18 protein-coding genes are annotated in these 24,136 nt (G+C 72.7%); 9 read left to right on the top strand and 9 right to left on the bottom strand.

Annotated elements, in window-relative coordinates; genetic code table 11:
- The first annotated feature begins 11 nt into the window (after positions 1–11).
- Entirely contained in the window at positions 12–2,759 is a 2,748-nt protein-coding gene (gene ppdK, locus QQS16_RS15390; protein ID WP_502963789.1) for a pyruvate, phosphate dikinase, read from the top strand.
- A 210-nt stretch (positions 2,760–2,969) separates the two neighbouring features.
- Here the strand turns inward: ppdK and QQS16_RS15385 are convergent, their stop codons facing one another.
- A complete protein-coding gene (locus QQS16_RS15385) occupies positions 2,970–4,130 on the bottom strand; it encodes an alkaline phosphatase PhoX (RefSeq protein WP_286062244.1) in 1,161 nt (386 codons plus the stop codon).
- A 270-nt stretch (positions 4,131–4,400) separates the two neighbouring features.
- Between QQS16_RS15385 and QQS16_RS15380 the strand changes: the two genes are divergently transcribed.
- On the top strand, positions 4,401–5,327 hold the full coding sequence (locus tag QQS16_RS15380; RefSeq protein ID WP_286062243.1) for an oxidoreductase: 927 nt from the start codon (positions 4,401–4,403) through the stop codon (positions 5,325–5,327).
- A gap of 5 nt (positions 5,328–5,332) precedes the next feature.
- On the opposite strand, the gene nirD is transcribed toward QQS16_RS15380, so the two are convergent.
- Genes nirD through QQS16_RS15365 form a run of 3 tightly spaced genes read right to left on the bottom strand, consistent with a single transcriptional unit; the run spans position 5,333 to position 9,533 of the window.
- Positions 5,333–5,683, bottom strand: a complete 351-nt coding sequence (gene nirD / locus QQS16_RS15375) for a nitrite reductase small subunit NirD (protein WP_286062242.1) — start codon at positions 5,681–5,683, stop codon at positions 5,333–5,335.
- Positions 5,680–8,310, bottom strand: coding sequence for a nitrite reductase large subunit NirB (gene nirB, locus QQS16_RS15370; protein WP_286062240.1), 2,631 nt, complete (start codon positions 8,308–8,310; stop codon positions 5,680–5,682). Before nirB ends, nirD begins: the two co-directional genes overlap by 4 nt.
- Positions 8,310–9,533, bottom strand: coding sequence for an NAD(P)/FAD-dependent oxidoreductase (locus tag QQS16_RS15365; RefSeq protein ID WP_286062238.1), 1,224 nt, complete (start codon positions 9,531–9,533; stop codon positions 8,310–8,312). Before QQS16_RS15365 ends, nirB begins: the two co-directional genes overlap by 1 nt.
- Before the next feature lie 539 nt (positions 9,534–10,072).
- On the opposite strand from QQS16_RS15365, the gene QQS16_RS15360 reads away from it, so the two are divergent.
- Complete coding sequence (locus QQS16_RS15360; RefSeq protein ID WP_286062237.1) at positions 10,073–10,855, top strand: sulfite exporter TauE/SafE family protein; 783 nt, start codon at positions 10,073–10,075, stop codon at positions 10,853–10,855.
- A gap of 52 nt (positions 10,856–10,907) precedes the next feature.
- Here QQS16_RS15360 and QQS16_RS15355 read toward each other — a convergent pair whose 3' ends face one another.
- A complete protein-coding gene (locus QQS16_RS15355) occupies positions 10,908–11,813 on the bottom strand; it encodes an NAD(P)-dependent oxidoreductase (protein ID WP_286062236.1) in 906 nt (301 codons plus the stop codon).
- 94 nt (positions 11,814–11,907) lie between these two features.
- Between QQS16_RS15355 and QQS16_RS15350 the strand changes: the two genes are divergently transcribed.
- Complete coding sequence (locus tag QQS16_RS15350; RefSeq protein WP_286062235.1) at positions 11,908–12,312, top strand: winged helix-turn-helix transcriptional regulator; 405 nt, start codon at positions 11,908–11,910, stop codon at positions 12,310–12,312.
- Here the strand turns inward: QQS16_RS15350 and QQS16_RS15345 are convergent.
- From QQS16_RS15345 to QQS16_RS15330, 4 genes are all read right to left on the bottom strand, one after another.
- The gene (locus QQS16_RS15345; protein ID WP_286062234.1) at positions 12,250–12,879 is read right to left on the bottom strand and encodes a class F sortase; all 630 of its coding nucleotides are present in this window, start codon (positions 12,877–12,879) and stop codon (positions 12,250–12,252) included. The two genes, QQS16_RS15350 and QQS16_RS15345, sit on opposite strands and share 63 nt — an antisense overlap.
- Positions 12,880–13,000: 121 nt before the next feature.
- Positions 13,001–13,522 (bottom strand): hypothetical protein, encoded by a 522-nt coding sequence (locus tag QQS16_RS15340; RefSeq protein WP_286062233.1) that lies wholly within the window; start codon positions 13,520–13,522, stop codon positions 13,001–13,003.
- 346 nt (positions 13,523–13,868) lie between these two features.
- The gene (locus QQS16_RS15335; protein WP_286062231.1) at positions 13,869–16,022 is read right to left on the bottom strand and encodes a molybdopterin oxidoreductase family protein; all 2,154 of its coding nucleotides are present in this window, start codon (positions 16,020–16,022) and stop codon (positions 13,869–13,871) included.
- 131 nt (positions 16,023–16,153) lie between these two features.
- Complete coding sequence (locus tag QQS16_RS15330) at positions 16,154–16,843, bottom strand: SanA/YdcF family protein (protein ID WP_286062230.1); 690 nt, start codon at positions 16,841–16,843, stop codon at positions 16,154–16,156.
- 208 nt (positions 16,844–17,051) lie between these two features.
- Between QQS16_RS15330 and QQS16_RS15325 the strand changes: the two genes are divergently transcribed.
- The 5 genes from QQS16_RS15325 (at position 17,052) to QQS16_RS15305 (ending at position 24,127) form a co-directional block, all read left to right on the top strand.
- Positions 17,052–17,930, top strand: coding sequence for a sirohydrochlorin chelatase (locus tag QQS16_RS15325; protein ID WP_502963788.1), 879 nt, complete (start codon positions 17,052–17,054; stop codon positions 17,928–17,930).
- Between the two features lie 132 nt (positions 17,931–18,062).
- Positions 18,063–19,343, top strand: a complete 1,281-nt coding sequence (locus QQS16_RS15320; protein WP_286062229.1) for a deoxyguanosinetriphosphate triphosphohydrolase — start codon at positions 18,063–18,065, stop codon at positions 19,341–19,343.
- Between the two features lie 135 nt (positions 19,344–19,478).
- Complete coding sequence (locus QQS16_RS15315) at positions 19,479–20,753, top strand: NAD(P)/FAD-dependent oxidoreductase (RefSeq protein WP_286062228.1); 1,275 nt, start codon at positions 19,479–19,481, stop codon at positions 20,751–20,753.
- Between the two features lie 38 nt (positions 20,754–20,791).
- Complete coding sequence (gene dnaG / locus QQS16_RS15310; protein ID WP_286062227.1) at positions 20,792–22,696, top strand: DNA primase; 1,905 nt, start codon at positions 20,792–20,794, stop codon at positions 22,694–22,696.
- A 102-nt stretch (positions 22,697–22,798) separates the two neighbouring features.
- A complete protein-coding gene (locus tag QQS16_RS15305; RefSeq protein ID WP_286062226.1) occupies positions 22,799–24,127 on the top strand; it encodes an RNA polymerase sigma factor in 1,329 nt (442 codons plus the stop codon).
- Positions 24,128–24,136: the final 9 nt, after the last annotated feature.

Here is a 24,136-nt window from a genome sequence, read left to right as displayed (position 1 = left end):
AGTCGAGTCCCGTGTCGGAAAACAAAGATCCTCACGTAGCTGAGCACGGCGAGAGCGTTGAGGGCGTGAAGTTCGTCTACGACTTCACCGAGGGCAACAAGGACCTCAAGGACCTGCTCGGCGGCAAGGGCGCCAACCTCGCCGAGATGACCAACCTGGGTCTTCCCGTCCCGCCGGGCTTCACCATCACCACCGAGGCCTGCAAGGTCTACCTGGACAGCGGCGAGGAGCCGGCGGCACTGCGTGACGAGGTGAGTGCGCACCTCGACGCGCTGGAGCAGCGCATGGGCAAGAAGCTGGGCCAGGCCGACGACCCGCTGCTGGTGTCCGTCCGCTCGGGCGCGAAGTTCTCCATGCCCGGGATGATGGACACGGTCCTCAACATCGGCCTCTCCGACACCTCAGTCAAGGGCCTCGCCCAGCAGGCCGGCGACGAGCGCTTCGCGTGGGACTCCTACCGCCGCCTCATCCAGATGTTCGGCAAGACGGTCCTCGGCGTCGAGGGCGACCTCTTCGAGGAGGCGCTGGAAGCGGCGAAGGCGGCCAAGAAGGTCACGGTCGACACCGAACTGGAGGCCGCGGACCTCAAGAAGCTGGTCACCACGTTCAAGAAGATCGTCAAGACCGAGGCAGGCCGGGACTTCCCGCAGGACCCGCGCGAGCAGATGGACCTCGCCATCCACGCGGTCTTCGACTCCTGGAACACCGACCGCGCCAAGCTGTACCGCCGCCAGGAGCGCATCCCGCACGACCTCGGCACCGCGGTCAACGTCTGCTCGATGGTCTTCGGCAACCTCGGCCCGGACTCCGGCACCGGTGTCGCCTTCACCCGCGACCCCGCCTCCGGCCACCAGGGCGTCTACGGCGACTACCTGCAGAACGCCCAGGGCGAGGACGTGGTCGCGGGCATCCGCAACACCGTCCCCCTCGCCGAGCTGGAGACGATCGACAAGAAGTCGTACGACCAGCTGATGCAGATCATGGAGACCCTGGAGAACCACTACAAGGACCTCTGCGACATCGAGTTCACCATCGAGCGCGGTCAGCTGTGGATGCTCCAGACCCGTGTCGGCAAGCGCACGGCGGGCGCGGCCTTCCGCATCGCCACCCAGCTCGTCGACCAGGGCCTGATCGACGAGGCCGAGGCGCTCCAGCGGGTCACGGGCGCCCAGCTCGCGCAGCTGATGTTCCCCCGCTTCGACGAGGACACGAAGGTCGCGCAGGTCGGCCGGGGCATCGCGGCCTCGCCGGGCGCGGCGGTCGGCAAGGCGGTCTTCGACTCGTACACCGCGGTGAAGTGGTCGCGTTCGGGCGAGAAGGTCATCCTGGTCCGCCGCGAGACGAACCCCGACGACCTGGACGGCATGATCGCGGCCGAGGGCATCCTGACCTCGCGCGGCGGCAAGACCTCCCACGCGGCCGTGGTCGCGCGCGGCATGGGCAAGACCTGCGTGTGCGGTGCGGAGGAGCTGGAGGTCGACACGAAGCGCCGGCGGATGACGGTGCCGGGCGGGCATGTGGTGGAGGAGGGCGACCTCATCTCCATCGACGGTTCGAGCGGCAAGGTGTACCTCGGTGAGGTCCCGGTCGTCCCGTCACCGGTCGTCGAGTACTTCGAGGGCCGGATGCACGCGGGCGCCGACGACGCCGACGAACTGGTGGCCGCGGTGCACCGGATCATGGCGTTCGCGGACCGCAAGCGCCGGCTGCGGGTCCGCGCCAACGCGGACAACGCGGAGGACGCGCTGCGCGCCCGTCGCTTCGGCGCCCAGGGCATCGGCCTGTGCCGTACGGAGCACATGTTCCTCGGTGACCGGCGCGAGCTGGTGGAACGGCTGATCCTGGCGGACACGGAGGCGGAGCGCGAGGAGTCCCTGAAGGGGCTGCTGCCCCTGCAGAAGAAGGACTTCGTCGAACTCTTCGAGGCGATGGACGGCCTGCCGGTGACGGTCCGGCTGCTGGACCCGCCGCTGCACGAGTTCCTCCCGGACATCACCGAGCTGTCGGTCCGCGTGGCGCTGGCCGAGTCCCGCCAGGAGCCGCACGAGAACGAGCTGCGCCTGCTCCAGGCGGTGCACCGCCTGCACGAGCAGAACCCGATGCTGGGTCTGCGGGGCGTGCGGCTGGGCCTGGTGATCCCCGGCCTGTTCACCATGCAGGTACGGGCCATCGCGGAGGCGGCGGCCGAGCGCAAGGCGGCGAAGGGCGACCCGCGCGCGGAGATCATGATCCCGCTGGTGGGCACGGTCCAGGAGCTGGAGATCGTCCGCGAGGAGGCCGACCAGGTCGTCGCGGAGGTCCAGGCGGCGACGGGGACGGACCTGAAGCTGGCGATCGGCACGATGATCGAGCTGCCCCGGGCGGCGCTGACCGCGGGCCAGATCGCGGAGGCGGCGGAGTTCTTCTCCTTCGGCACCAACGACCTCACCCAGACGGTGTGGGGCTTCAGCCGCGACGACGTGGAGGCGAGCTTCTTCACGGCGTACCTGGAGAAGGGCATCTTCGGCGTCAGCCCCTTCGAGACGATCGACAAGGACGGCGTGGGGTCCCTGGTGAAGCTGGCCGCCGAGGCGGGCCGCGCCACCCGCCCCGACCTCAAGCTCGGTGTCTGCGGCGAACACGGCGGTGACCCGGAGTCGGTCCACTTCTTCCACGAGGTGGGACTCGACTACGTCTCCTGCTCGCCGTTCCGGATCCCGGTCGCGCGACTGGAGGCGGGGCGCGCGGCGTCGCAGTCGGCGGGGAGCGACCACCGGTAGACCGTACGGATCCCGCTGAACGCCGGACCCGCCGCCCCCGTCCCCGACCCTCACCGACCGGGGCGGCGCTTCCGGAGCACGAAGAGAGGGCGGCACCCTTGTGCGGGGGTGCCGCCCTCTTCGCCGTGCCGCGGCCCCACGGGACCGGGTGCCGCCGACGGGTCAGGTGTCGTGGAGCTGAAGCGTTCATTCCGTGACCGTCGTGCGACGCTACGCGCGGAAGGGGCCCCTCACCTCGTACGTGATCCCGCCCGAGGAACTGCCGGTCGTCCCGCGCTGGCTGGAGAAGTACAGCCGGGTTCCGTCCGGGGAGAACGCCGGGCCCGTGATCTCCGACGCGGACTGGCCGTCGACGCGGAGGAACGGGGCGATCACGTCGGCCGGCGTGATGACGCAGATCTCCATGGTGCCGCCGTCCTCCGCCACGAACAGGTCACCGGAGGAGGCGCTGGTGATGTTGTCGACGCCGGTGAGGGGGGCGGTGCCGGAGGTGACGAGGGAGTCGTCGTAGGCCAGCTCGTACGTGTTCGACGTGAGGTCGAGCTGCCAGACGCGGTTGTCGCCCTTGGTGGTGAACCAGACCGTGTCGTCCGCGTAGGCGCAGCCCTCGCCGCCGTTGAAGGACTTCGAGCCGGAGACCTGGGTGCGGGTGGTGGTGGGGGAGCCGTCCGGGTCGGGGACGGTGGCCCAGGTGAACGACCCCGAGGAGGCGGTGCCCGCGACCATCACCTGGAGCGTGCCGGCGGACAGGTCGCCCCACGTCGCCGGCACGAAGCGGTAGAAGCGGCCGTTGGTCTCGTCCTCGGTCAGGTAGATCACCTCGCGCACCGGGTCGGCGGCCGCCGCCTCGTGCTTGAAGCGGCCCATCGCGTCCCGGCGGACCGCCGCCCGCGTGCCCCACGGGTCCGTCTCGTACACGTACCCCAGGGACACCTCCTCGCAGGACAGCCAGGTGTTCCACGGCGTCGTGCCGCCCGCGCAGTTCTGGCGGGTGCCGGACAGGATCCGGTACGCCGACGTGATCGTGCCCGTCGAGGAGAAGCGCACCGCGCTCGCCCCGCCCGACGGGTTGATCTCCGAGTTGGAGACGTAGATCCAGCCGGTGCCGTCGGCGTAACAGGCGCCGCCGTCGGGGGCGTTGTGCCAGGTGTACGACGTTCCGATGACCGTCTGGCCGGAACGGGCGATCACCCGGCTGGTGAAGCCGCTGGGGAGTCTGATGCCGTTGGCGTCGGGGGAGCCGAGCGCTCCGTAGGGGCCGGCTCCGGGTTGGGCGGGCGCGGCGTACGCGGCGCCGCGCCACAGGGTTCCGCCCAGGACGGCGGAGGAGCCGCCGATCGCGGCCGCACGCAGGAAGGTACGACGTTCCACGCTTGCTCCAGGGTGTGTCGTGACCGGCCCGCCACCGGTCGGCGGCGGGGTCGCGCGGTCGGACCCTAGGGGCGCGGGATGGATGTGTCATGGACGCGATGTGAAGTCGGCGTACGGTCCACATGGCGGGCGGTGACCGTGCCCTCCCGGGGGCGGCAGCGCTGTCTCCCGGCGGCGCCGCCCGGCCGGGACACGCGCCCTTCCGGACGATTACACGGAGCGTCCACCGCTCGTAGGCTGAGCCTCCTCGTCATCCAAGGGAGGTCGGCCATGCCCGGCTGGAGCGCGAAGGACATCCCCGACCAGAGCGGCCGGATCGCCGTGGTCACCGGAGCCAACAGCGGCATCGGGTACGCCACCGCTCGGGAGCTGGCCCGGCGCGGCGCCCGGGTGGTGCTCGCCTGTCGCAGCGAGGCGCGGGGCACCGAGGCGGGGGACCGGCTGTCCGCCGAGGTCCCGGGCGCGAGGCTGGAGGTCCTGCGCCTGGACCTCGGCGACCTGGCCTCGCTCCGGCAGTTCGCGGACGCCTTCCCGTACGACCGGCTCGACCTGCTCGTCAACAACGCGGGCGTGATGGCGTTGCCGTACGGGACGACGGCCGACGGGTTCGAGACGCAGTTCGGCGTCAACCACCTCGGGCACTTCGCGCTCACCGGGCTGCTGCTGCCCAGGCTGCTGACCACGCCCGGCGCACGGGTCGTGAACGTCTCCAGCCCGGCGCACCTGATGGCCGACATCGACCTCACCGACCTCAACAGCGAGCGCCGCTACCGCCGGTGGATCGCCTACGCCCGCTCCAAGACCGCCAACCTGCTGTTCACGCACGAGCTGGCGCGCAGACTGGCGGCGCACGGCTCGGACGTGGTCGCGGCGGCCGCCCACCCCGGGTACGCGGCCACGAACCTCCAGGCCGCCGGACCGCGGATGGCGGGGCGCAGGGCCACCGAGCGGTTCATGGAGATCGGCAACCGGTTCTTCGCCCAGTCCGCCGCGGCGGGCGCCCTGCCCACCCTGTACGCCGCGACCGCACCCGGCGTACGCCCCGACTCCTTCACCGGGCCGTCCCTCGCGATGTGGCGCGGGGCGCCGGGAGTGTCCCGGCGGGCGCCGTGGACCCGCGACGACAGGGCGGGGGAGCGGCTCTGGGCCGCTTCCGAGCAGCTCACGGGTGTGCGGTACGAGCAGCTGAAGGCGTGAGCCCGCTACGAGGCGCGCACCTCGTACGTCGTGACGCGGACCTCGTCGTCGTCGAGGCACTGCCCCGTCTCCAGGTCGAACCGCTGCTTCAGCAGGGGGGAGGCGACGAACGGCCGGCCCTTCTGGCTGCCGGTCAGGCCGCGGGAGAGGACCGCCGCGCCGCTGAACGGGTCGCGGTTGTCGGTGGCGTACAGCTTGCCGGCGCGGTCGCGGAAGAGGGCGACCTGGCGGCCGTCGGGCAGCAGTGCCGCCACCCCGCGGCCCGGCAGCAGCGCGCTCAGGTCGCAGACGGTGAACCACTCCCCGGCGAGCTGGAGCTGGATCTTCAGGTCGGTCGTCTCGGGTGCCAGGGTCATCGCTGGGCACTTCCTTCCAGGACGTCGTGCGCGGTGTCGGCGGGGCGCATGCCGATGGACAGCAGCGGCAGGTCGGGCTTGATCTGGTCGCGCTCGGGGACGAAGCCGACGACCGGGTCGGGGGTGTCGGGCGCGTTCACGAAGGACACGAACCGGGACAGCCTCTCGGGGTCGTTGATGGTCTCGGCCCACTCGTCGCGGTAACCCGCCACGTGCGCCGCCATCAGGGACTCCAGCTCCTCGCAGATGCCGAGGGAGTCCTCGACCACCACGTCCCGGACGTGGTCCAGGCCGCCGGGGATCCGCTCCAGCCAGGTGGAGGTGCGCTCCAGACGGTCGGCCGTGCGGATGTAGAACATCAGGAAGCGGTCGATCAGGCGGATCAGTTCGGCGTCCGACAGGTCCTGGGCCAGCAGGTCCGCGTGGCGCGGGGTGGCGCCGCCGTTGCCGCCGACGTACAGGTTCCAGCCGTTGGCGGTGGCGATGATGCCGAAGTCCTTCGACTGGGCCTCCGCGCACTCGCGCTGGCAGCCGGAGACCGCCGACTTGAGCTTGTGCGGGGAGCGCAGGCCGCGGTAGCGCAGCTCCAGGTCGATCGCCATGCGGACCGAGTCCTGGACGCCGTAGCGGCACCAGGTCTGGCCGACGCAGGACTTCACCGTGCGCAGCGACTTGCCGTAGGCGTGCCCGGACTCGAAGCCGGCGTCCACCAGGCGGGCCCAGATCAGCGGGAGCTGCTCGACGCGGGCACCGAACATGTCGATCCGCTGGCCGCCGGTGATCTTCGTGTAGAGGCCGAAGTCGCGGGCGACCTCGCCGATCACGATCAGCTTCTCCGGGGTGATCTCACCACCGGGGATACGCGGCACGATCGAGTACGAGCCGTTCTTCTGGAGGTTCGCCAGGAAGTGGTCGTTGCTGTCCTGGAGCGCGGCCTGCTCGCCGTCCAGGACGTAGCCGCTGGCGCCGATCGTCGGGGCGAGGGAGGCGATGATCGAGCCGACGGTCGGCTTGCAGATCTCGCAGCCGTCGCCGCCCCGGGCGTCCTCGCGGCCGTAGCGGTCCAGCAGGTCCTGGTAGGTGTTGATGCGCAGGGCGAGGACGATCTCGTACAGCTCCTCGCGGGTCTGGGCGAAGCAGCCGCACAGGCCCTTGTCGACCACGACGCCGGAGGCCTCCAGCTCGGCGGTGACCAGCTGACCGAGGACCTTGACGCAGCTGCCGCAGCCGGTACCGGCCTTGGTGCACTTCTTCACCTCGGGCACGGTCGTGCACTGGTGGTCGGTGACCGCGCCGCGGATCGTGCCCTTGGACACGTTGTGGCAGGAGCAGACGATCGCCTCGTCCGGCAGCGCGGACGGGCCGAGCTGCACGCTCTCCCCGGCTCCGGCGGGCAGCACCAGCGACTCGGGGGAGACCGGCGGGACCGACCCGGTGAACGCGCGCAGCGTGCCGTACGCCTCAGCGTCGCCGACCAGGATGCCGCCGAGCAGCGTGCCGTCCCGGCCGATGACCAGCTTCTTGTACAGGCCTGAACGGGAGTCGGAGTAGACCACGTCGAGGCAGTCCTCGGCGGTGCCGTGCGCGTCGCCGAAGGAGGCCACGTCCACGCCGAGCAGCTTCAGCTTGGTGGAGAGGTCGGCGCCGGTGAACTCCGCCTCGTCCTGGGCGATCGTCGCGGCCACCGTCTCGGCCTGCTCGTAGCCGGGGGCGACCAGGCCGTACACGCGGCCGTCGGAGGCCAGCGCGCACTCGCCGATCGCGAACACGTGCGGGTCGCTGACCGTGCGGCACTGCTCGTCGACCGCGATGCCGCCGCGCTCGCCGACGGTGAGGCCGCTCTCGCGGGCCAGCTGGTCGCGGGGACGGACACCGGCGCTGAACACCACCATGTCGGCGGCGAGTTCGGAGCCGTCGGACAGCTTCATGCCGGTGACCGCGCCGTCCTCGCCGACCACGATCTCCTGCGTCCCCACGCCGGTGTGGACGGACAGGCCCATGTCCTCGATGGTGCGCAGCAGCGCGGCGCCGCCGCCCTCGTCGACCTGGACGGGCATCAGCCGGGGCGCGAACTCCACGATGTGGGCGTTGAGTCCGAGGCCCTTGAGCGCGCCCGCGGCCTCCAGGCCGAGCAGACCGCCGCCGACGACCGCACCGGTCGTGGCGCGGGTCTTCGCGTACTCCTCGATCGCGAGGAGGTCCTCGATCGTGCGGTAGACGAAGCAGCCCTCGGCGTCCTTGTTCGGGACCGGCGGGACGAACGGGTAGGAGCCGGTGGCGAGGACCAGGACGTCGTAGTCGACGGTCAGACCGGACCGGGAGGTCACCGTGCGCGACGCGCGGTCGACGGTCTCCGCCGGGTCACCGACGTGCAGCTCGATGCCGTGGTCGGCGATGAACGCCATGTCCGTCATGGACAGGTCCTCGGGCGTCTTGCCCGAGAAGTACGAGGTGAGCTGCACCCGGTCGTACGCGGGACGCGGCTCCTCGCACAGCACGACCACCCGGTGCGTGGCGGTCAGGCCGCGCTCGGCGAGTGCCTCGAGGAAGCGCTGGCCGACCATGCCGTGGCCGACGAGCACGATCGTGGGGCGGGGGCGGTCCCCAACAATTGCGGTCGCGGACATCAGGAGCCTCCATCGTTGGTGAGCAGGTGGAGCAGTGGCGCACCGCCCGTGGGGAGCGGCTCTGCTCCCTCCCAGGCGCGCGCGAGCGCGCCGACGGTGCCGAGTTCGCCGACGAGGACCCCGCCGACCAGGCGGTCGTCGCGGACGACGACCTTGCGGTAGGTGCCTCGGGTGGCGTCGGCGAGCTGGACCACGTCGTCACCGGGGCGGGCCTCCGTCTCGCCGAACGCGGCGAGGTCGAAGGCGGTCTGCCCGGCGAGGGTGAGCCGGGTCAGGGAACGGGTGCCGGTGTAGCGGGCAGCGGGGTCGCCCGCGTCACCCGCGAGCAACTCGGCCAGCGCGTCCGCCTGTTCCAGGGCGGGGGCGGCCAGCCCGTACACCGTTCCGTCGTGCTGCGCGCAGTCGCCGACGGCCCGGATGTGCGGGTCGGACGTACGGAGTTCGTCATCGACGACGATTCCCTTGCGCACGTCCAGACCGGCGACCTGGGCGAGCCCCACGCGCGGGGAGACCCCGCAGGCGACGACCACCAGGTCGGCGTCGAGGGCGTATCCGTCGGCCATCTCGACCGAGCGGACCGCGCCGCCGACGCAGCGCACGTCGCGTACCCGGCACTCGGTGTGGATCTCCACGCCGAGGTCCTTCAGGTGCCGGCGGACCAGCTTGGAGGCCGACGGGTCGAGCTGACGCTCCATCAGCCGCTCGGACTGCTGGGCGAGCATGACCTGGGCGCCGCGCAGGGCGAGTGCCCGGGCCGCCGAGACCCCGAGGAGTCCGCCGCCGATGACGACCGCCTTCACCCCCGGCCGGACCGCCTTGGACAGGCCCAGGCAGTCGTCCATGGTGCGGAAGGCGTGGACGCCGTCCGGCAGTTCGTGGTCGGGGGTGAACAGGCCGCGCAGCGGCGGCAGCACGGGGTTGGACCCGGTGGCCAGGACCAGGGTGTCGTACGCGATCGTCGAACCGTCCGCGCACTCCACGGTCCGCCCGGCCCGGTCGATGCCGGTGACCCGCGCGCGGGTCAGCCCGGCGGGGGCCGGCAGGGCGATCACCTCGGGGCTGTAGCGTCCGGCCAGCACTTCGGCGAGGAGCACCCTGTTGTACGGGCGGTGCTCCTCCTCGCCGATGAGCGTCACCGGCGTGCCGAGCTCACCGAGCCGCCGGGCGAGACGGGCGCCCGCGAGGCCGGCTCCGATCACCACCACACGCGTATTCGAGGTCATGTCCACGAGCCTGCGGTGCCGGTGTTACCCGGTCGCATCACGACTGTTTCCCGCGAGGAACGCTGCCCTCAGCGAGGGACGCGGACGGGTGTGAGGGTTCGGAGGGGGTGCCGGAGAGCGCTGTGAGGTGGGCCCGGCGCGCCCGGGCCGGGCCCCCGGGACTTCCGGTATCCGTGCAGCGGACATCGTCTACGACCGGCGGCGGGGAGGGGCCTCCCTGGGCCGGATCCGACCAGCTCACGCGCGAAGGGGCCGGCGACGGACACCGTCCGGAACATCCCGGTTCCGCCCCTCCGGCGGCCAGCCGCGACCGGAGCCCGGGCGTCCCCGTGACCGCGGCGGCGGCCACCGGGGTGGGCGCGGCTGACGTACCCGGAGCCCGCTGCGCCGGCGAATGTGGCGTGCGTCCCACGGACCGACCCCCGACACCGCTCACTCCGACACCGCCCCCGGTACCGACAGCTGCCCGGCCCGGCCGAACCTCAGAACTCCCTCAGGTCCGTGGACGCTGCACTCATTCCGTCCCTAGGGTCGCGATCATGCCCGAGATATCGCTGACCATGGTCGTTCTGCTCTGCCTCGCCGCCCTCGCGGCCGGCTGGATCGACGCCGTGGTCGGCGGCGGAGGGCTCCTGCTGCTGCCGGTGCTCCTGCTCGGGCTGCCGGCCGGCACCCCGGCCGCGTACGCGCTCGGCACCAACAAGGCGGTGGCCATCGTCGGCACCACGGGCGCGGCCGTCACCTACGCCCGCAAGGCCCCCGTGGACGTGCGGACCGCCGTCCGCATCGGCCTCGCCGCCCTCGCGGGCTCGTCGGGCGGGGCCTTCTTCGCCGCCGGGATGAGCACGGAGGTGCTCAAGCCGGTCATCATGGTGGTGCTGCTCGCGGTCGCCGCCTTCGTGATCCTGCGGCCCGCCTTCGGCACCGCCCCCGCCGCCGGCCCGGCCACCCGCCGCCAGATCCTCGCGGCCATCGGCCTCGCCGGACTCGGCATCGGCTTCTACGACGGTCTCATCGGCCCCGGCACCGGGACGTTCCTGGTGCTGGCGCTCACCGCGGTCCTCCACCTCGACCTGGTGACCGCCTCCGCCACCGCCAAAATCGTCAACTGCTGCACCAACGCGGGCGCGTTGGCCACCTTCGCCTGGCAGGGCACGGTCCTGTGGCAACTGGCCGCACTCATGGCCCTCTTCAACCTGGCGGGCGGCACCCTGGGCGCGCACACGGCCCTGAAGCAGGGCAGCGGCTTCGTCCGGTTCGTGCTGCTGACCGTGGTGTTCGCGCTGGTGGCGAACCTGGCCTACGAGCAGTGGCTGGCCTAGTGCCGCGGCAGGCAACGTTTGCCCGACGGGGCGAACGTTGCCTGCCGCGGCACTAGGCAGCCGGGCGGGCCCGCCGCAGGTCGAGCAGTTCGATCACTCCCGTGCCGTCCTCGTCGCCGTGCCCGTCGGCGAGGCGGCGGGCCATCAGGTCCAGGTACGGCCTCAGCAACTCCGCGCTCACGCCCTGCTCCTCGGCCGTGCGCAGCAGCGTGGCGTTCCCCGCGACCTGCATCGCGAGGTTGGAGACGACCCCCTTGCGGTAGTCGCCGCTCTCCAGCTGGTCGGCGGCCTGGTGCGCGGCCGGCGCCATCGCGGTGAGCCATGACACCAGCAGCGGCGCGAAGGCCCCGGGCGCGACGTCCTCCCGGCGGATCAGCGCGAAGGCGTGCGCGACGCCCGCGAACATCCCGTTCATCGCGCTCAGCAGCGCCACGTCGTGCAGCGCGGCGAAGCCGGGGTCCGTGCCGACGTACCGGGTGCCGGCCGGGACGGCGAGCGTGTCCCGGTGCTCCTCGAAGAGCGCCGCGGAACCGCTGTAGAGGACGTACGCCCCGGAGTCCGCGACCCCGATCATCGGCGGCACGGCCATGATGCCGGCGTCCAGGTAACGGGCCCCGCGCGCGGTCGCCCACGCGGCGCGCTCCCGGCCCTGCGCGGGTGTCCCGGTGGTCAGGTTCACCAGGTCCCGCCCGGTCAGGCCGACGCCGTCGAGGGCCTCGCCGACCGAGGCGTCGTCGAGCAGGCAGGCGATCACCAGGCGGTTCGCGGCCACCGCGTCGGCGGCGCCGGCGGCGACGGTCGCGCCGTCGGCGGCCAGGGCCCGGGCGCGGGCGGGGGTGCGGTTCCAGACGGTGACGGGGTGTCCGGCGGCGAGCCAGGCGCGGGCCAGGGCGGTGCCCATGGCACCGGCGCCGAGAAGGGAGACGGGCGTACGGGAGACGGGTGCGTTGTCGGTCATGGCGATTAGGCTCGTCGCAGGGAACGGCCTGCTCAAGTACGTACTTCGGAGTGGGTGGTTACCACGGGGAAAGAGTCCAGGCAGGGAGGACGGTATGACGACCGTACGGCGGCCGGGGGCGTACGTCTGCGGGATCGACGCGGCGATGGACGTGATCGGCGGCAAGTGGAAGGTGCTGATCCTGTGGGCGCTGCACGTGCGCCCGTGCCGTTTCGGCGAACTGCGCAGGGAACTGCCCGGTGTGACGGAGAAGGTGCTCGCGGCACAGCTGCGGGAACTGGAGGCGGACGGCATCGTGCACCGGGAGGCGTACGACGAGGTACCGCCGAGGGTGGAGTACTCGCTGACGCCTCGGGGGGTGTCCCTGAACGACGCGCTGGGACCGCTGGGGGCCTGGGGGCGGACGAACATCCTGGACGGCCCGGCGGCTGTCGGCTCAGCGGGTGTCCGTCAGGTGCGCGAAGACGACGACGTTGCCCTGATAGCCGGTGGTCCGTGAGTAGCCGCCGCCGCAGGTGATCACCCTCAGCTCGGGCCGCGCGGACGCCCCGTACACCTTCTCGTCGGGGAAGTTCCTCGCCCCGTGCACCTCGACCGCGTGCACGGTGAAGACGGCGACCGTGCCGTCCCGCCGGTCCACCTCGATGGCGGCGCCCTTCCTCAGCGCGCCGAGGCGGTAGAAGACGGCGGGACCGTCGGCGTTGTCGACGTGCCCGGCGACGATCGCGGTGCCCGTCTCCCCGGGCGTGGTGCCGGCCTCGTACCAGCCGGCGAGGTTCTCGCGCGCGGCGGGCGGGACGTCGAGGCTGCCGGACGGGGTGAGCCCGAGACCCGTCAGGGGGGCGTCCACCCGGATCGCGGGGATGCGGATCCGGTCGGGCGGGGAGGGCGGCAGCGCGGGCGCGTCCGGCGCCGCGGGCCGCCCGGCGCCGCGGCCGGCGTGCGCCTGCGCGGCGGACGGCTGCGGCGGGGGGTGCGTCTCAGCGCCGCTGCGCAGCAGCCAGGCCCCGGTCCACAGGGCGACCGCGGTGACGCCCGCCATGGCGGCGTTGCCGACCCTGCGCATGGCGACCCCTCTCTGACTGGCTCTACTGGCTGGTCCGCTCCCCCTCCGGGCCGCGAGGGGCGTCGGACCCGGAGGGGGAGGGGACACGCGGTACCGGCGGACGGACAGCGGAGGGTGTCCGTCAGATCCCGTCGCCTCTCGCCCGGCGATGCAGGAGCCAGGTACCGCCCGCGGCGGCGACGGCGAGAGCCGCCACACCGGCCGCGGTCCGTACGGGATCGGGGCCCAACGCGCCGCCGACCCCCGTCTTGACACTTCCCCGGGGATACACCTGCTCGCGCGGGGACGTCAGCGTGACGACCAGGTCCCCCGTCACCCGCCGGCCGTCCTCCGCGCAGGTCGCGACGATCTCGTACGTCCCCGGCTGCGCGCTCGGCGGCACCCGGAACCGCCCGCTCGCCTCGCCCTCGTGCGTGCCCGGCGCCAGTGTGAAGGCACCGGCGCCCACCGCGCTGGCGTCACCGCCCGCGGTACCGCCGTCCCCGCAGCCCGCCGTGTTCACCGTGACCTGCCCGCCGGGCACGGCCGAGGACGGGTACACCCGCAGACCGGCGGTGTCGTCGGCGGACGCGGGGGCGGCGCCGAGGCCCGCGGCGGCCACGGCGAGCGCGGTGCCGGTCAGCAGGCGGGCGGTACGTCGCATCGGTGCTCCCTTGAGCTTCTTCGGTGGGGGACTGCCCTTTCGAGGAAAGGGGCAGCGGGCCCGGACCGCTTCCTGAGGGAGCGTCAGAAATAGGGTGAATGGGTGTCAGACACCGGGCGCCGAGGGCCGATCCGGGTGGTGTTTCGGCTGGTCACGGGGGTCTGGGCGGGGTGGCGCGAAAGAGGTGCCGAAGGGTGTGGCGCGCGGGTGTGAACGGGTGACGGCCGTCCTGTCCCGGGGGACGGCCGCGACCGGCCGGGGCCCGCGACCGGCCTCGTCGACTGCTGTGCGACGGTCGACGCCGGCCTTCGGCAGCCGGCGCCCGCGGAGCGTCACCCCCGGGCCGTCACGCGCGGACCGCCTCCAGCCGCACCGCGCACGCCTTGAACTCCGGCATCCGCGAGGTCGGGTCCAGGGCCGGGTTGGTGAGGGTGTTGGCGCGGCCCTCGCCGGGCCAGTGGAAGGGCATGAAGACCGTGTCGGGGCGGATCGACGTCGTGATCCGGGCCGGTGCCACCGCCCGGCCCCGCCGGGAGACCACGGCCACCGGGTCGCCCTCGGCCGCGCCGAGCCGCTCCGCCAGCCGGGGGTGCAGCTCCACGAACGGGCCGGGCGCGGCGGCGTTCAGCTCGTCCACGCGGCGGGTCTGGGCGCCGGACTGGTACTGCGCCACCACCCGGCCGGTGGTCAGCAGGACCGGGTACTCGGCGTCGGGCTCCTCGGCGATGGCCCGGTGCGAGACGGGCACGAACCGGGCCCGGCCGTCCGGGGTGGCGAAGCGGTCGAGGAACAGCCGGGGCGTGCCCGGGTGCGCGCCGCCGAGGACGCCGTCGTCCTGCGCCGGGTCGTCGTGTCCGCGGGCGTCCAGCGAGGCGTCCTCGCTGTCGCCGGGGTCGAGTGCCGGGCACGGCCAGAACACGCCGTTCTCCTCCGCCAGCCTCCGGTACGTGATCCCGGAGTAGTCCGCGGGACCGCCCGCGCTGGCTCGGCGCAGCTCCTCGAAGACCTCCTCCGGGTCGGTCGGGAAGCCCTTCTCCACGCCGAGCCGGCCGGCCAGTTCGTGCATGACCTCCAGGTCGCTGCGGATGCCCTCGGGCGGGCTGATCGCCTGCTTGCGCAGCAGCACCCTGCCCTCCAGGTTGGTCACGGTGCCCGTCTCCTCCGCCCACTGCGTGACCGGCAGGACGACGTCCGCGAGGGCCGCCGTCTCCGACAGCACCACGTCGCAGACCGCCAGGAAGTCCAGCGACCTGATGCGCTCCTCGATGTGCGCGGCGCGCGGCGCCGACACCACCGGGTTCGACGCCATCAGCAGCAGCGACTTGATGTCCGAACCCAGCGCGTCCAGCAGCTCGTACGCGCTGCGCCCCGGCCCGGGCAGGCTGTCCGGGTCCACGCCCCACACCTCGGCGACATGGCGGCGGGCCGCCGGGTCGTCCAGTTTGCGGTAGCCGGGCAACTGGTCGGCCTTCTGCCCGTGTTCGCGTCCGCCCTGCCCGTTGCCCTGCCCGGTCAGACAGCCGTACCCGGACAGCGGGCGCCCCGCCCGGCCGGTGGCCAGGCACAGGTTGATCCACGCGCCCACGGTGTCCGTGCCCTTGGACTGCTGCTCGGGGCCCCGGGCGGTGAGCACCATCGCGTGCTCCGGCTCGCAGAACATCCGCACGGTCTCCCGGAGCTGTGGAACGGACACCCCCGTGATCCGTTCCACGTACTCCGGCCAGTGCGCCATCGCCGCCGCCCGGGCGTCCTCCCAGCCGGCCGTGCGCTCGGCGACGTACGCCTCGTCGACCCGGCCCTCGGCGACCACCAGGTGGAGCAGGCCGAGCGCCAGCGCGAGATCCGTCCCCGGGCGGGGCGCCAGGTGCAGGTCGGCCTGCTCGGCGGTCCTGGTGCGGCGCGGGTCGATGACGATCAGGGTGCCGCCGTTCTCCCGCAGCTCGCTGAAGAACCGCAGGGCCGGCGGCATGGTCTCCGCGAGGTTGGAACCGACGAGGATCACACAGCCCGTCCTCGGGATGTCCTCCAGCGGGAACGGCAGACCGCGGTCCAGGCCGAAGGCCTTGATCCCGGCCGCCGCCGCGGACGACATGCAGAAGCGCCCGTTGTAGTCGATCTGCGAGGTGCCCAGCACCACCCGTGCGAACTTGCCCAGCGTGTACGCCTTCTCGTTGGTCAGGCCGCCCCCGCCGAACACCCCGCACGCGTCCGGGCCATGGTCCCTGCGTGTGCGGGACAGCCCCTCGGCGATCCGGTCCAGCGCCTCCTCCCAGGAGGCCGGCACCAGGGTGCCCCCGGAGCGCACCAGCGGGGAGGTCAGCCGCACCCGGGACGAGAGCACCGCCGGCGCCGTACGGCCCTTGCCGCACAGCGCACCCCGGTTCACCGGGAAGTCCGTACGCTCACCGACCTCGACGGTCCCGTCCGGCGCCGGCGTCAGGTTCATCCCGCACTGCAGGGCGCAGTAAGGGCAGTGCGTGGGCGTCACGGAGTTCTGCATGCTGCTCAGCGTGCTTCGCCCGTGTTACGCGCCGGGCGGCTGCGTGTTACACGGCCGGGACGGCGACCTCCTCGTGGCCGCCCGGCCACCGTGAGGCCCGGGGCGGCCCGCCCGCCGGTCGATCCGCCGCCCTATCCGCGCGGCGCCGCCAACGCCCGCGCCACGCCCGGCTCCCTCGGCCCCAGGAACCGCGGATCCGGCCGGAACACCACGTCCAGCGCGGCCTTCCCCGCCGCGAAGAGCTCCCGCGTGCCCCCGTAGTACCAGGTCACGTCGTGCTCGGCGGCGACCCCGACGCCGTACGAGGAGACGCCCGCCGCCCGGCACAGCGCGAGGGCCCGCCGGATGTGGAAGTCCTGGCTGATCAGCACGGCCTCCTCGACACCGAAGATCTTCTTCGCGCGGACGCAGGAGTCCCACGTGTCGAAACCCGCGTAGTCGCTCACGATCCGCGCGTCCGGGACCCCGTGCCGCGTGAGGTAGGCGCGCATCGCGTCGGGCTCGTCGTACTCCTCGCGGCTGTTGTCGCCGGTGACGAGGACGACCTCGATCCGGCCCTCCCGGTACAGCGTGGCCGCCGCGTCCAGCCGGTGGGCGAGATACGGCGACGGCTCCCCGTCCCACAGGCCCGCGCCGAAGACGACGGCGACCTCGGTGCGCGGCACGTCGGCCGTCGTGCGCAGCCGGTCGCCGGTCCCGACGTACAGCCAGGTGGCCGGCAGCAGCGCCAGCACGCACCCGGCCATCACGGCCTGCACCAGCCGCCGCCGCCCGGTCCGGGTACGCGGCAGACGGGGCCGGCGCGGCTTCGGCAGTGGCATCGGGTCCTCCCGGTCGGCGTCTCGACAGTGAGAGACGTCATGCAAGGCCCCGCGGTTCACCGTCCGTGACGTGACCGGCTTCACTTCGTACCATGAAACCGCAGGTCACAGCACCTCACACACCCCCTGTACCCCATGGTGAACCCTCGGAAAAGACCCGTCATTCCTGTGCAATGGGGAGGCAACCTCCCGCCGCCACCATCGGTGCATGACGGCGACGCGCAAGTCGACAGCTCTTCGCGACGAGTCCACGACCCTCCTCGACAGTACGGCGCACCTCATGAACCGGATCAGCAGCCAGCTCGCCACCCAGCTCGGCCTCGTCTCCCTCGACGGCAGGCAGCGCCCCGAACCGCCCGCCCTCGTCGTGGTGGCGCACGGCAGCCGTGACCCACGCACGCTGAGCACCGTCCACGCGCTCCTGGACCGCGTCCGCGACCTGCGTCCGGGTCTGCCCGTCCACCTCGGCCACATCGAGCTGAACGAGCCGCTGCTGCCCGGCACGCTCGCCTCCCTCGGCACCGGCGACGCCGTCCTCGTACCGCTGCTCCTCAGCCGCGGCTACCACGTCAAGCGGGACATCCCCGAGATGGCGGCGGCCGCACCGGCCCGCACCCGTCTCGCCGCCCCGCTCGGCCCGCACCCGCTGCTCGTGGAGGCCCTGTACGGCCGTCTCGTCGAGGCCGGCTGGCGCCCGCGCATGACCGAGGCCACCCGCCGCGCCAGCGCGGTCGTCCTCGCCGCGGCCGGCTCCCGCGACCCGGAGGCGGCGGTGGACACCGGCCGCACGGCCCAGCTGCTGGCGGAGCGCCTCGGCGTCCCGGTCGTCCCCGCGTACGCCTCCGCGGCGACGCCCACCGTGGACACCGCGATCCGCGCCCTCGCGGCCCAGGGCCGCCACCGGGTCGCCGTCGCCTCCTACTTCACCGCCCCCGGCCTGTTCGCCACCCAGTGCGCCGAGAAGGCCCCGTGGCTGGCCTCGGCCCCCCTGGGCACCCACCCGGCGATGGCCCACCTCGTCCTGCACCGCTACGACCAGGCCCTGGCGGCCGCGGTGACCACGCAACCGCAACTGGCCTCGGCGTGAAGCCCCGGGAGGCGTGACCCACCCAGGGCGCGGGAAACGGCGCGGCCGGCCACCTGGCACCCGCACCGGCCACACACCGGAACCCGGCAGCGGCATACGCGGTTTGTCAGCCCCTCCCCGTACTGTCGAGGCATGGAAGGCACGCACCACGACCCACCCCCCGGCTACGACCCCACCTCAGCGGCCCGCTGGGCCGCGGAACCCGACAAACGCCCGGGCCGCACCGCCTTCCAACGCGACCGAGCCCGCGTACTCCACTCCTCCGCCCTCAGAAGGCTCGCCGGCAAGACCCAGGTGGTGACGCCCGGCACCCGCAGCCAGGTCTGGGACTCCAGTCCCCGCACCCGCCTGACCCACTCCCTGGAGTGCGCCCAGGTCGGCCGCGAACTCGGCGCCGCCCTCGGCTGCGACCCCGACCTGGTCGAGGCCGCCTGTCTCTCCCACGACCTCGGCCACCCGCCCTTCGGTCACAACGGCGAACAGGCCCTGAACGAGTTCGCCGAGGACTGCGGCGGCTTCGAGGGCAACGCCCAGTCCCTGCGGATCCTGACCCGCATCGAGCCCAAGCGCTTCACCGCCGAGGGCTCCGTCGGCCTCAACCTCACCCGGGCCACCCTGGACGCCGCCACCAAGTACCCCTGGCCCCGAGGCGCCCACCCCACGGACCCCGCGTCCCCCAAGTTCGGCGTCTACGAGGACGACCGCCCGGTGTTCGACTGGCTCCGCCAGGGCGCCCCCGACAGCCGCATCACCTTCGAGGCCCAGGTCATGGACTGGTCCGACGACGTGGCGTACTCCGTGCACGACGTCGAGGACGGCCTGCACGCCGGCCACATCGACCCCAACTGCCTGCACGCCGAACCGGAACGCCAGGCGGTCTTCGCGGTCGCCGTCGGCCGGTACGTCCCCGCGGACACCGACCCCGCCGAACTCGCCGCCGCCCTCGACCGGCTCCAGGACCAGGAGTGGTGGCCGCACGGCTACGACGGCTCGGCCGTCGCCCAGGCCCGCCTCAAGGACGCCACCAGCCAGCTCATCGGCCGCTTCTGCCTCGCCGCCGAGGCCGCCACCCGCGCCGCGTACGGCACCGGCCGGCTGACGAGATACGGCGCCGAACTCGTCGTACCCCGGGAGATCCGGCTGGAGTGCGCGGTCCTCAAGGCGGTCGCCGACCGGTACGTCATGCAGCGCGCCGAACAGGAGCTGCTGCGCGCCGACCAGCGGGTCGTGGTCGCCGAACTGGCCGAGGCGCTCACCGCCCGCGCGCCCCACGGCCTCGACCCGCAGTTCCGGGCGCTGTTCGACCGGGCGCCGGACGACCGGGCCCGCAAGCGGGTGATCGTCGATCAGATCGCGTCCCTCACCGACGCGTCCGCGCGTTCGCTTCACGCTCGTCTGAGCGGGCGGACGTGATGCGCGCGAGACGGAAGTGACATCGATCGCGCCCGAATGTGACCCTCCGTGGCCTGATCGGGCCACTCCCTCTTCCCGCATCACACTCCGTGCGGGACGCTCGCACATGGCGACATCCTTACGAGGAGGCATCAAGTGGTCGACGCGGATCAGACATTCGTCATCGTCGGAGGCGGTCTCGCCGGCGCGAAGGCGGCCGAGACGCTCCGAGCGGAGGGCTTCACCGGCCGCGTGATACTGATCTGCGACGAACGCGACCACCCCTACGAGCGCCCGCCCCTGTCCAAGGGCTACCTGCTCGGCAAGGAGGACCGCGACAGCGTCTTCGTGCACGAGCCCGCCTGGTACGCGCGCAACGACATCGAGCTGCACCTCGGCCAGACCGTCGACGCCATCGACCGCGAGGTCAGGACGGTCCGCTTCGGCGAGGACGGCACCGTCGTCCGCTACGACAAGCTGCTCCTGGCGACCGGCGCCGAGCCCCGCCGCCTGGACGTGCCGGGCACCGACCTCGCGGGCGTCCACCATCTGCGCCGCCTCTCCCACGCCGAACGCCTCAAGGGCGTCCTCGCCGCCCTGGGCCGGGACAACGGCCACCTCGTGATCGCGGGCGCCGGCTGGATCGGCCTGGAGATCGCGGCGGCCGCCCGTGAGTACGGCGCCGAGGTCACCGTCGTCGAACCGGAGCCGACCCCGCTGCACGGGGCCCTCGGCCCCGAGCTGGGCCAGATCTTCACCGAGCTGCACCGGGAGCACGGCGTCCGGTTCCACTTCGGCGCGCGGCTGACCGAGATCGTCGGCCAGGACGGCATGGTGCTGGCCGCCCGCACCGACGACGGCGAGGAACACCCCGCGCACGACATCCTCGCGGCGGTCGGCGCGGCCCCGCGGACCGCTCTCGCGGAGGCGGCGGGCCTGGAGCTGGCCGACCGCGCGCACGGCGGCGGCATCGCGGTCGACGGCCGGCTGCGCACCTCCGACCCGGACATCCACGCCGCCGGTGACGTGGCCGCCTTCCCGCACCCCCGCTACGGCACCCGGCTGCGCGTCGAGCACTGGGCCAACGCCCTCAACGGCGGCCCGGCGGCGGCCCGCGCCATGCTCGGCCACGACCTCACCTACGACCGCGTGCCCTATTTCTTTTCCGACCAGTACGACCTGGGCATGGAGTACTCCGGCTGGGCGCCCCCGGGCACGTACGACCAGGTGGTGATCCGGGGCGACGCGGGCAAGCGGGAGTTCATCGCGTTCTGGCTGAAGGAGAACCGGGTACTGGCCGGGATGAACGTGAACGTGTGGGACGTCACAGAGCCCGTTCAGCAGCTGATCCGTTCCCAGGCCCCGGTGGACACCGAGGCCCTCGCCGACCCGCACGTCCCGCTGGCCGACGTGGGCAGCACGAGGTCCTAGTCGTCACCGCTGTCAGTCCACCACCGTAGAATTCACGCGTGGCAGGACGGATCAACGACGAGGACGTGAAGGCGGTACGGGACGCGGTCCCGATCGACGCCGTGGTGTCCGAGTACCTCCAGCTGCGCAACGCGGGCGGCGGCAACCTCAAGGGGCTGTGCCCGTTCCACGACGAGAAGTCGCCGTCCTTCCAGGTCAGCCCCAGCAAGGGTCTCTTCCACTGCTTCGGCTGCCAGGAGGGCGGCGACACCATCACGTTCGTGATGAAGGTCGACCACCTCTCCTTCTCCGAGGCGGTCGAGCGCCTCGCCGGCCAGGCCGGCATCACCCTGCGCTACGAGGAGGGCGGGTACAACCCCTCCCACCAGCGCGGCGAGCGGATCCGCCTGGTCGAGGCCCACAAGATCGCCGCCCAGTGGTACATGGAGCAGCTGGCCACCAGCCCGGAGGCCGACACCGGCCGCGCGTTCCTCGCCGACCGCGGCTTCGACCAGGCCGCCGCCGAGCACTTCTCCGTCGGCTACAGCCCCCAGGGCTGGGACCACCTCACCCGCCACCTGCGCGGCAAGGGCTTCAGCGACAAGGAACTCGTCCTCTCCGGCCTGTCTCAGGAGGGCCGCCGCGGCCCCATCGACCGCTTCCGCGGCCGGCTGATGTGGCCGATCCGCGACATCGGCGGCGAGGTCGTCGGCTTCGGCGCCCGCAAGCTGTACGAGGCGGACAACGGCCCGAAGTACCTCAACACGCCCGACACCGCGATCTACCGCAAGTCCCAGGTGCTCTACGGCATCGACCTGGCGAAGAAGGACATCGCCAAGAGCAGCCGCGCGGTGGTGGTCGAGGGCTACACCGACGTCATGGCCTGCCACCTCGCCGGGGTCACCACGGCCATCGCGACCTGCGGCACCGCCTTCGGCACCGACCACATCAAGATCCTCCGCCGCCTCCTCATGGACAACGGCTCGGCCCGCGTGATCTTCACCTTCGACGGCGACGCGGCCGGCCAGAAGGCGGCCCTGCGCGCCTTCGAGGACGACCAGAAGTTCGCCGCCGAGACGTACATCGCCATCGCGCCGGACAACATGGACCCCTGCGACCTGCGCCTGGCCAAGGGCGACGAGGCGGTCGCCGACCTGGTCGAACCCCGCACCCCGCTCTTCGAGTTCGCGCTGCGCCAGATCGTCGGCCGCTACGACCTCGACACCCCGGCGGGCCGGGCGGCCGCCCTCGACGAGGCCGCCCCGGTCGTCGCCCGCATCAAGAACACCGGCGCCCAGCACGAGGTCGCCGTGCAACTCGCCGGCATGCTCGGCATCCTCGACACCCAGTTCGTCGTCAAGCGCGTGTCCCAGCTGGCCCGTTGGGCCCGCGACCGCGGCGGCAAGGGCCCGGCGCCGGCCGCCCGCGACGGACAGCGGCAGTACGACACCACCTCGCGCCCCACCGCCTACGGCGCCGCCCTGAACCTGCGCAACCCGGTCTACGCCACCGAACGCGAACTCCTCAAACTCGCCCTCCAGCGGCCTGAGTTGGTCTCCCCGGCGTTCGACGCGTACGGCATCGACGAGTTCACCGCCCCGCCCTACGCCGCCGTCCGCCAGGCGATCATGGACGCGGGCGGTGCGGAGTACGGCACACAGGACCCGCAGGAGTACCTGGTCCGGGTCCGCGACGCGGCCCCCGACGACGCCGTCCGCGCCATGGTCACGGAGCTGGCGGTCGAGGCGATCCTGCGTAAGACCGTCGACGAGAGCTACGCGGGCGACCAGCTCGTCACGGTCCGCCGCCGGGCGGTCGACCGCCGCGTCCGCGACATCCAGTCCACGCTGACCCGCCTCGGCTCGCACGGCGACCCGGCCCAGTCGGCCGCGGTGCAGAACGAACTGTGGGTGCTCCAGCAGTACGACCAGGCACTGCGCGAGCAGGGAGCCGCAGCTCTCTGAGGGATCGCGTCGGGCAGGTGACCGTGCGGTCACGGTCCGGCCGCAAAAAGTCACCGCACGCCCCTCGTGGCGGTGATGTGTCGTACTCCACACTGGGTTCCGGTGCCTGAGTCCTCGGAGCGCGGTCGATCCGTCCCCAACGGGTCCCACACCCCCGCGGTTCCGCTCATCGCGTACGGGACGGACAGCGGCGAGGCCGCCGACTCCGCCCTCGAAGCAGCGCTGCCGCACACCTCAGCAGCGATCATCCTGGAGGTCGCCCCCGTGCAGACCCAGACCCTCGCCCATACCCTCGCCCAGACCGACGTCAGTACGGACGACACGGAACCGGACACGGAGACCGGCGTACTCGGCGCGGTCCCGCCGCAGAGCCGTGCCGGGCACCACCCCGAGGCGGAGCCCGGCATCCCGGCCGAGCTGCCGGAACCGCCCGCCGACGAGGCCGGGAACACCGGGCACGCCGAGAACACCGAGGCCGTCGAGCCCCCCGAGCCGGTCCGCCACAAGGCCGACACCGGGGCACCGTCCTCGGACCTGTTCCGCCAGTACCTGCGGGAGATCGGCCGCATCCCACTGCTCACCGCGGCCGAGGAGGTCGAACTCGCCCGCCGCGTCGAGGCCGGCCTGTTCGCCGAGGAGAAGCTGAGGCTCGCCTCCGACCTGGACAGCGAGCTCGCCCTCGACCTGGACAAGCTCGTCGTCATGGGCCGGATGGCCAAGCGCCGCCTGATCGAGGCGAACCTGCGGCTGGTCGTGTCGGTGGCCAAGCGGTACGTCGGCCGCGGCCTGACCATGCTCGACCTGGTCCAGGAGGGCAACCTGGGCCTGATCCGGGCGGTGGAGAAGTTCGACTACGCCCGCGGCTACAAGTTCTCCACGTACGCCACCTGGTGGATCCGCCAGGCCATGTCCCGCGCCCTCGCCGACCAGGCCCGCACCATCCGCGTCCCGGTCCACGTGGTCGAGCTGATCAACCGGGTGGTCCGGGTCCAGCGCCGGATGCTCCAGGAACGGGGCTACGAGCCGACGCCGGAGGAGGTCGCCGCCCACCTCGACCTGCCGCCGGAGCGGGTCAGCGAGGTCCTGCGGCTGGCCCAGGAACCGGTGTCCCTGCACGCCCCCGTGGGCGAGGAGGACGACGTGGCCCTCGGCGACCTCATCGAGGACGGCGACGCGGCCAGCCCGGTCGAGTCGGCGGCGTTCCTGCTGCTCCGCGAGCATCTGGAGGCGGTCCTGTCCACCCTGGGCGAGCGCGAGCGCAAGGTCGTCCAGCTCCGCTACGGCCTGGCGGACGGCCGCCCGCGCACGCTGGAGGAGATCGGCCGCATCTTCGGCGTCACCCGCGAACGCATCCGCCAGATCGAGTCCAAAACCCTCAACAAACTCCGCGACCACGCCTTCGCCGACCAACTCCGCGGCTACCTGGACTGATCCCTCGGG

The sequence above is a fragment of the Streptomyces sp. ALI-76-A genome, assembly GCF_030287445.1.
Taxonomy (GTDB): domain Bacteria; phylum Actinomycetota; class Actinomycetes; order Streptomycetales; family Streptomycetaceae; genus Streptomyces.
The sequence above is the reverse complement of the archived record's forward strand: the minus strand, read 5'-3'. Positions and strand labels throughout refer to the sequence as shown.

Coding starts and splice junctions, on each gene's coding strand:
- QQS16_RS15320 (WP_286062229.1), top strand. CDS start 18,063: ATGGAAGGCACGCACCACGACCCACCCCCCGGCTACGACCCCACCTCA.
- QQS16_RS15325 (WP_502963788.1), top strand. CDS start 17,052: ATGACGGCGACGCGCAAGTCGACAGCTCTTCGCGACGAGTCCACGACC.
- QQS16_RS15355 (WP_286062236.1), bottom strand. CDS start 11,813: ATGACCGACAACGCACCCGTCTCCCGTACGCCCGTCTCCCTTCTCGGC.
- nirD (WP_286062242.1), bottom strand. CDS start 5,683: ATGACCCTGGCACCCGAGACGACCGACCTGAAGATCCAGCTCCAGCTC.
- QQS16_RS15345 (WP_286062234.1), bottom strand. CDS start 12,879: ATGCGCAGGGTCGGCAACGCCGCCATGGCGGGCGTCACCGCGGTCGCC.
- nirB (WP_286062240.1), bottom strand. CDS start 8,310: ATGTCCGCGACCGCAATTGTTGGGGACCGCCCCCGCCCCACGATCGTG.
- QQS16_RS15340 (WP_286062233.1), bottom strand. CDS start 13,522: ATGCGACGTACCGCCCGCCTGCTGACCGGCACCGCGCTCGCCGTGGCC.
- QQS16_RS15360 (WP_286062237.1), top strand. CDS start 10,073: ATGCCCGAGATATCGCTGACCATGGTCGTTCTGCTCTGCCTCGCCGCC.
- QQS16_RS15380 (WP_286062243.1), top strand. CDS start 4,401: ATGCCCGGCTGGAGCGCGAAGGACATCCCCGACCAGAGCGGCCGGATC.
- QQS16_RS15365 (WP_286062238.1), bottom strand. CDS start 9,533: ATGACCTCGAATACGCGTGTGGTGGTGATCGGAGCCGGCCTCGCGGGC.
- QQS16_RS15335 (WP_286062231.1), bottom strand. CDS start 16,022: ATGCAGAACTCCGTGACGCCCACGCACTGCCCTTACTGCGCCCTGCAG.
- QQS16_RS15350 (WP_286062235.1), top strand. CDS start 11,908: ATGACGACCGTACGGCGGCCGGGGGCGTACGTCTGCGGGATCGACGCG.
- QQS16_RS15330 (WP_286062230.1), bottom strand. CDS start 16,843: ATGCCACTGCCGAAGCCGCGCCGGCCCCGTCTGCCGCGTACCCGGACC.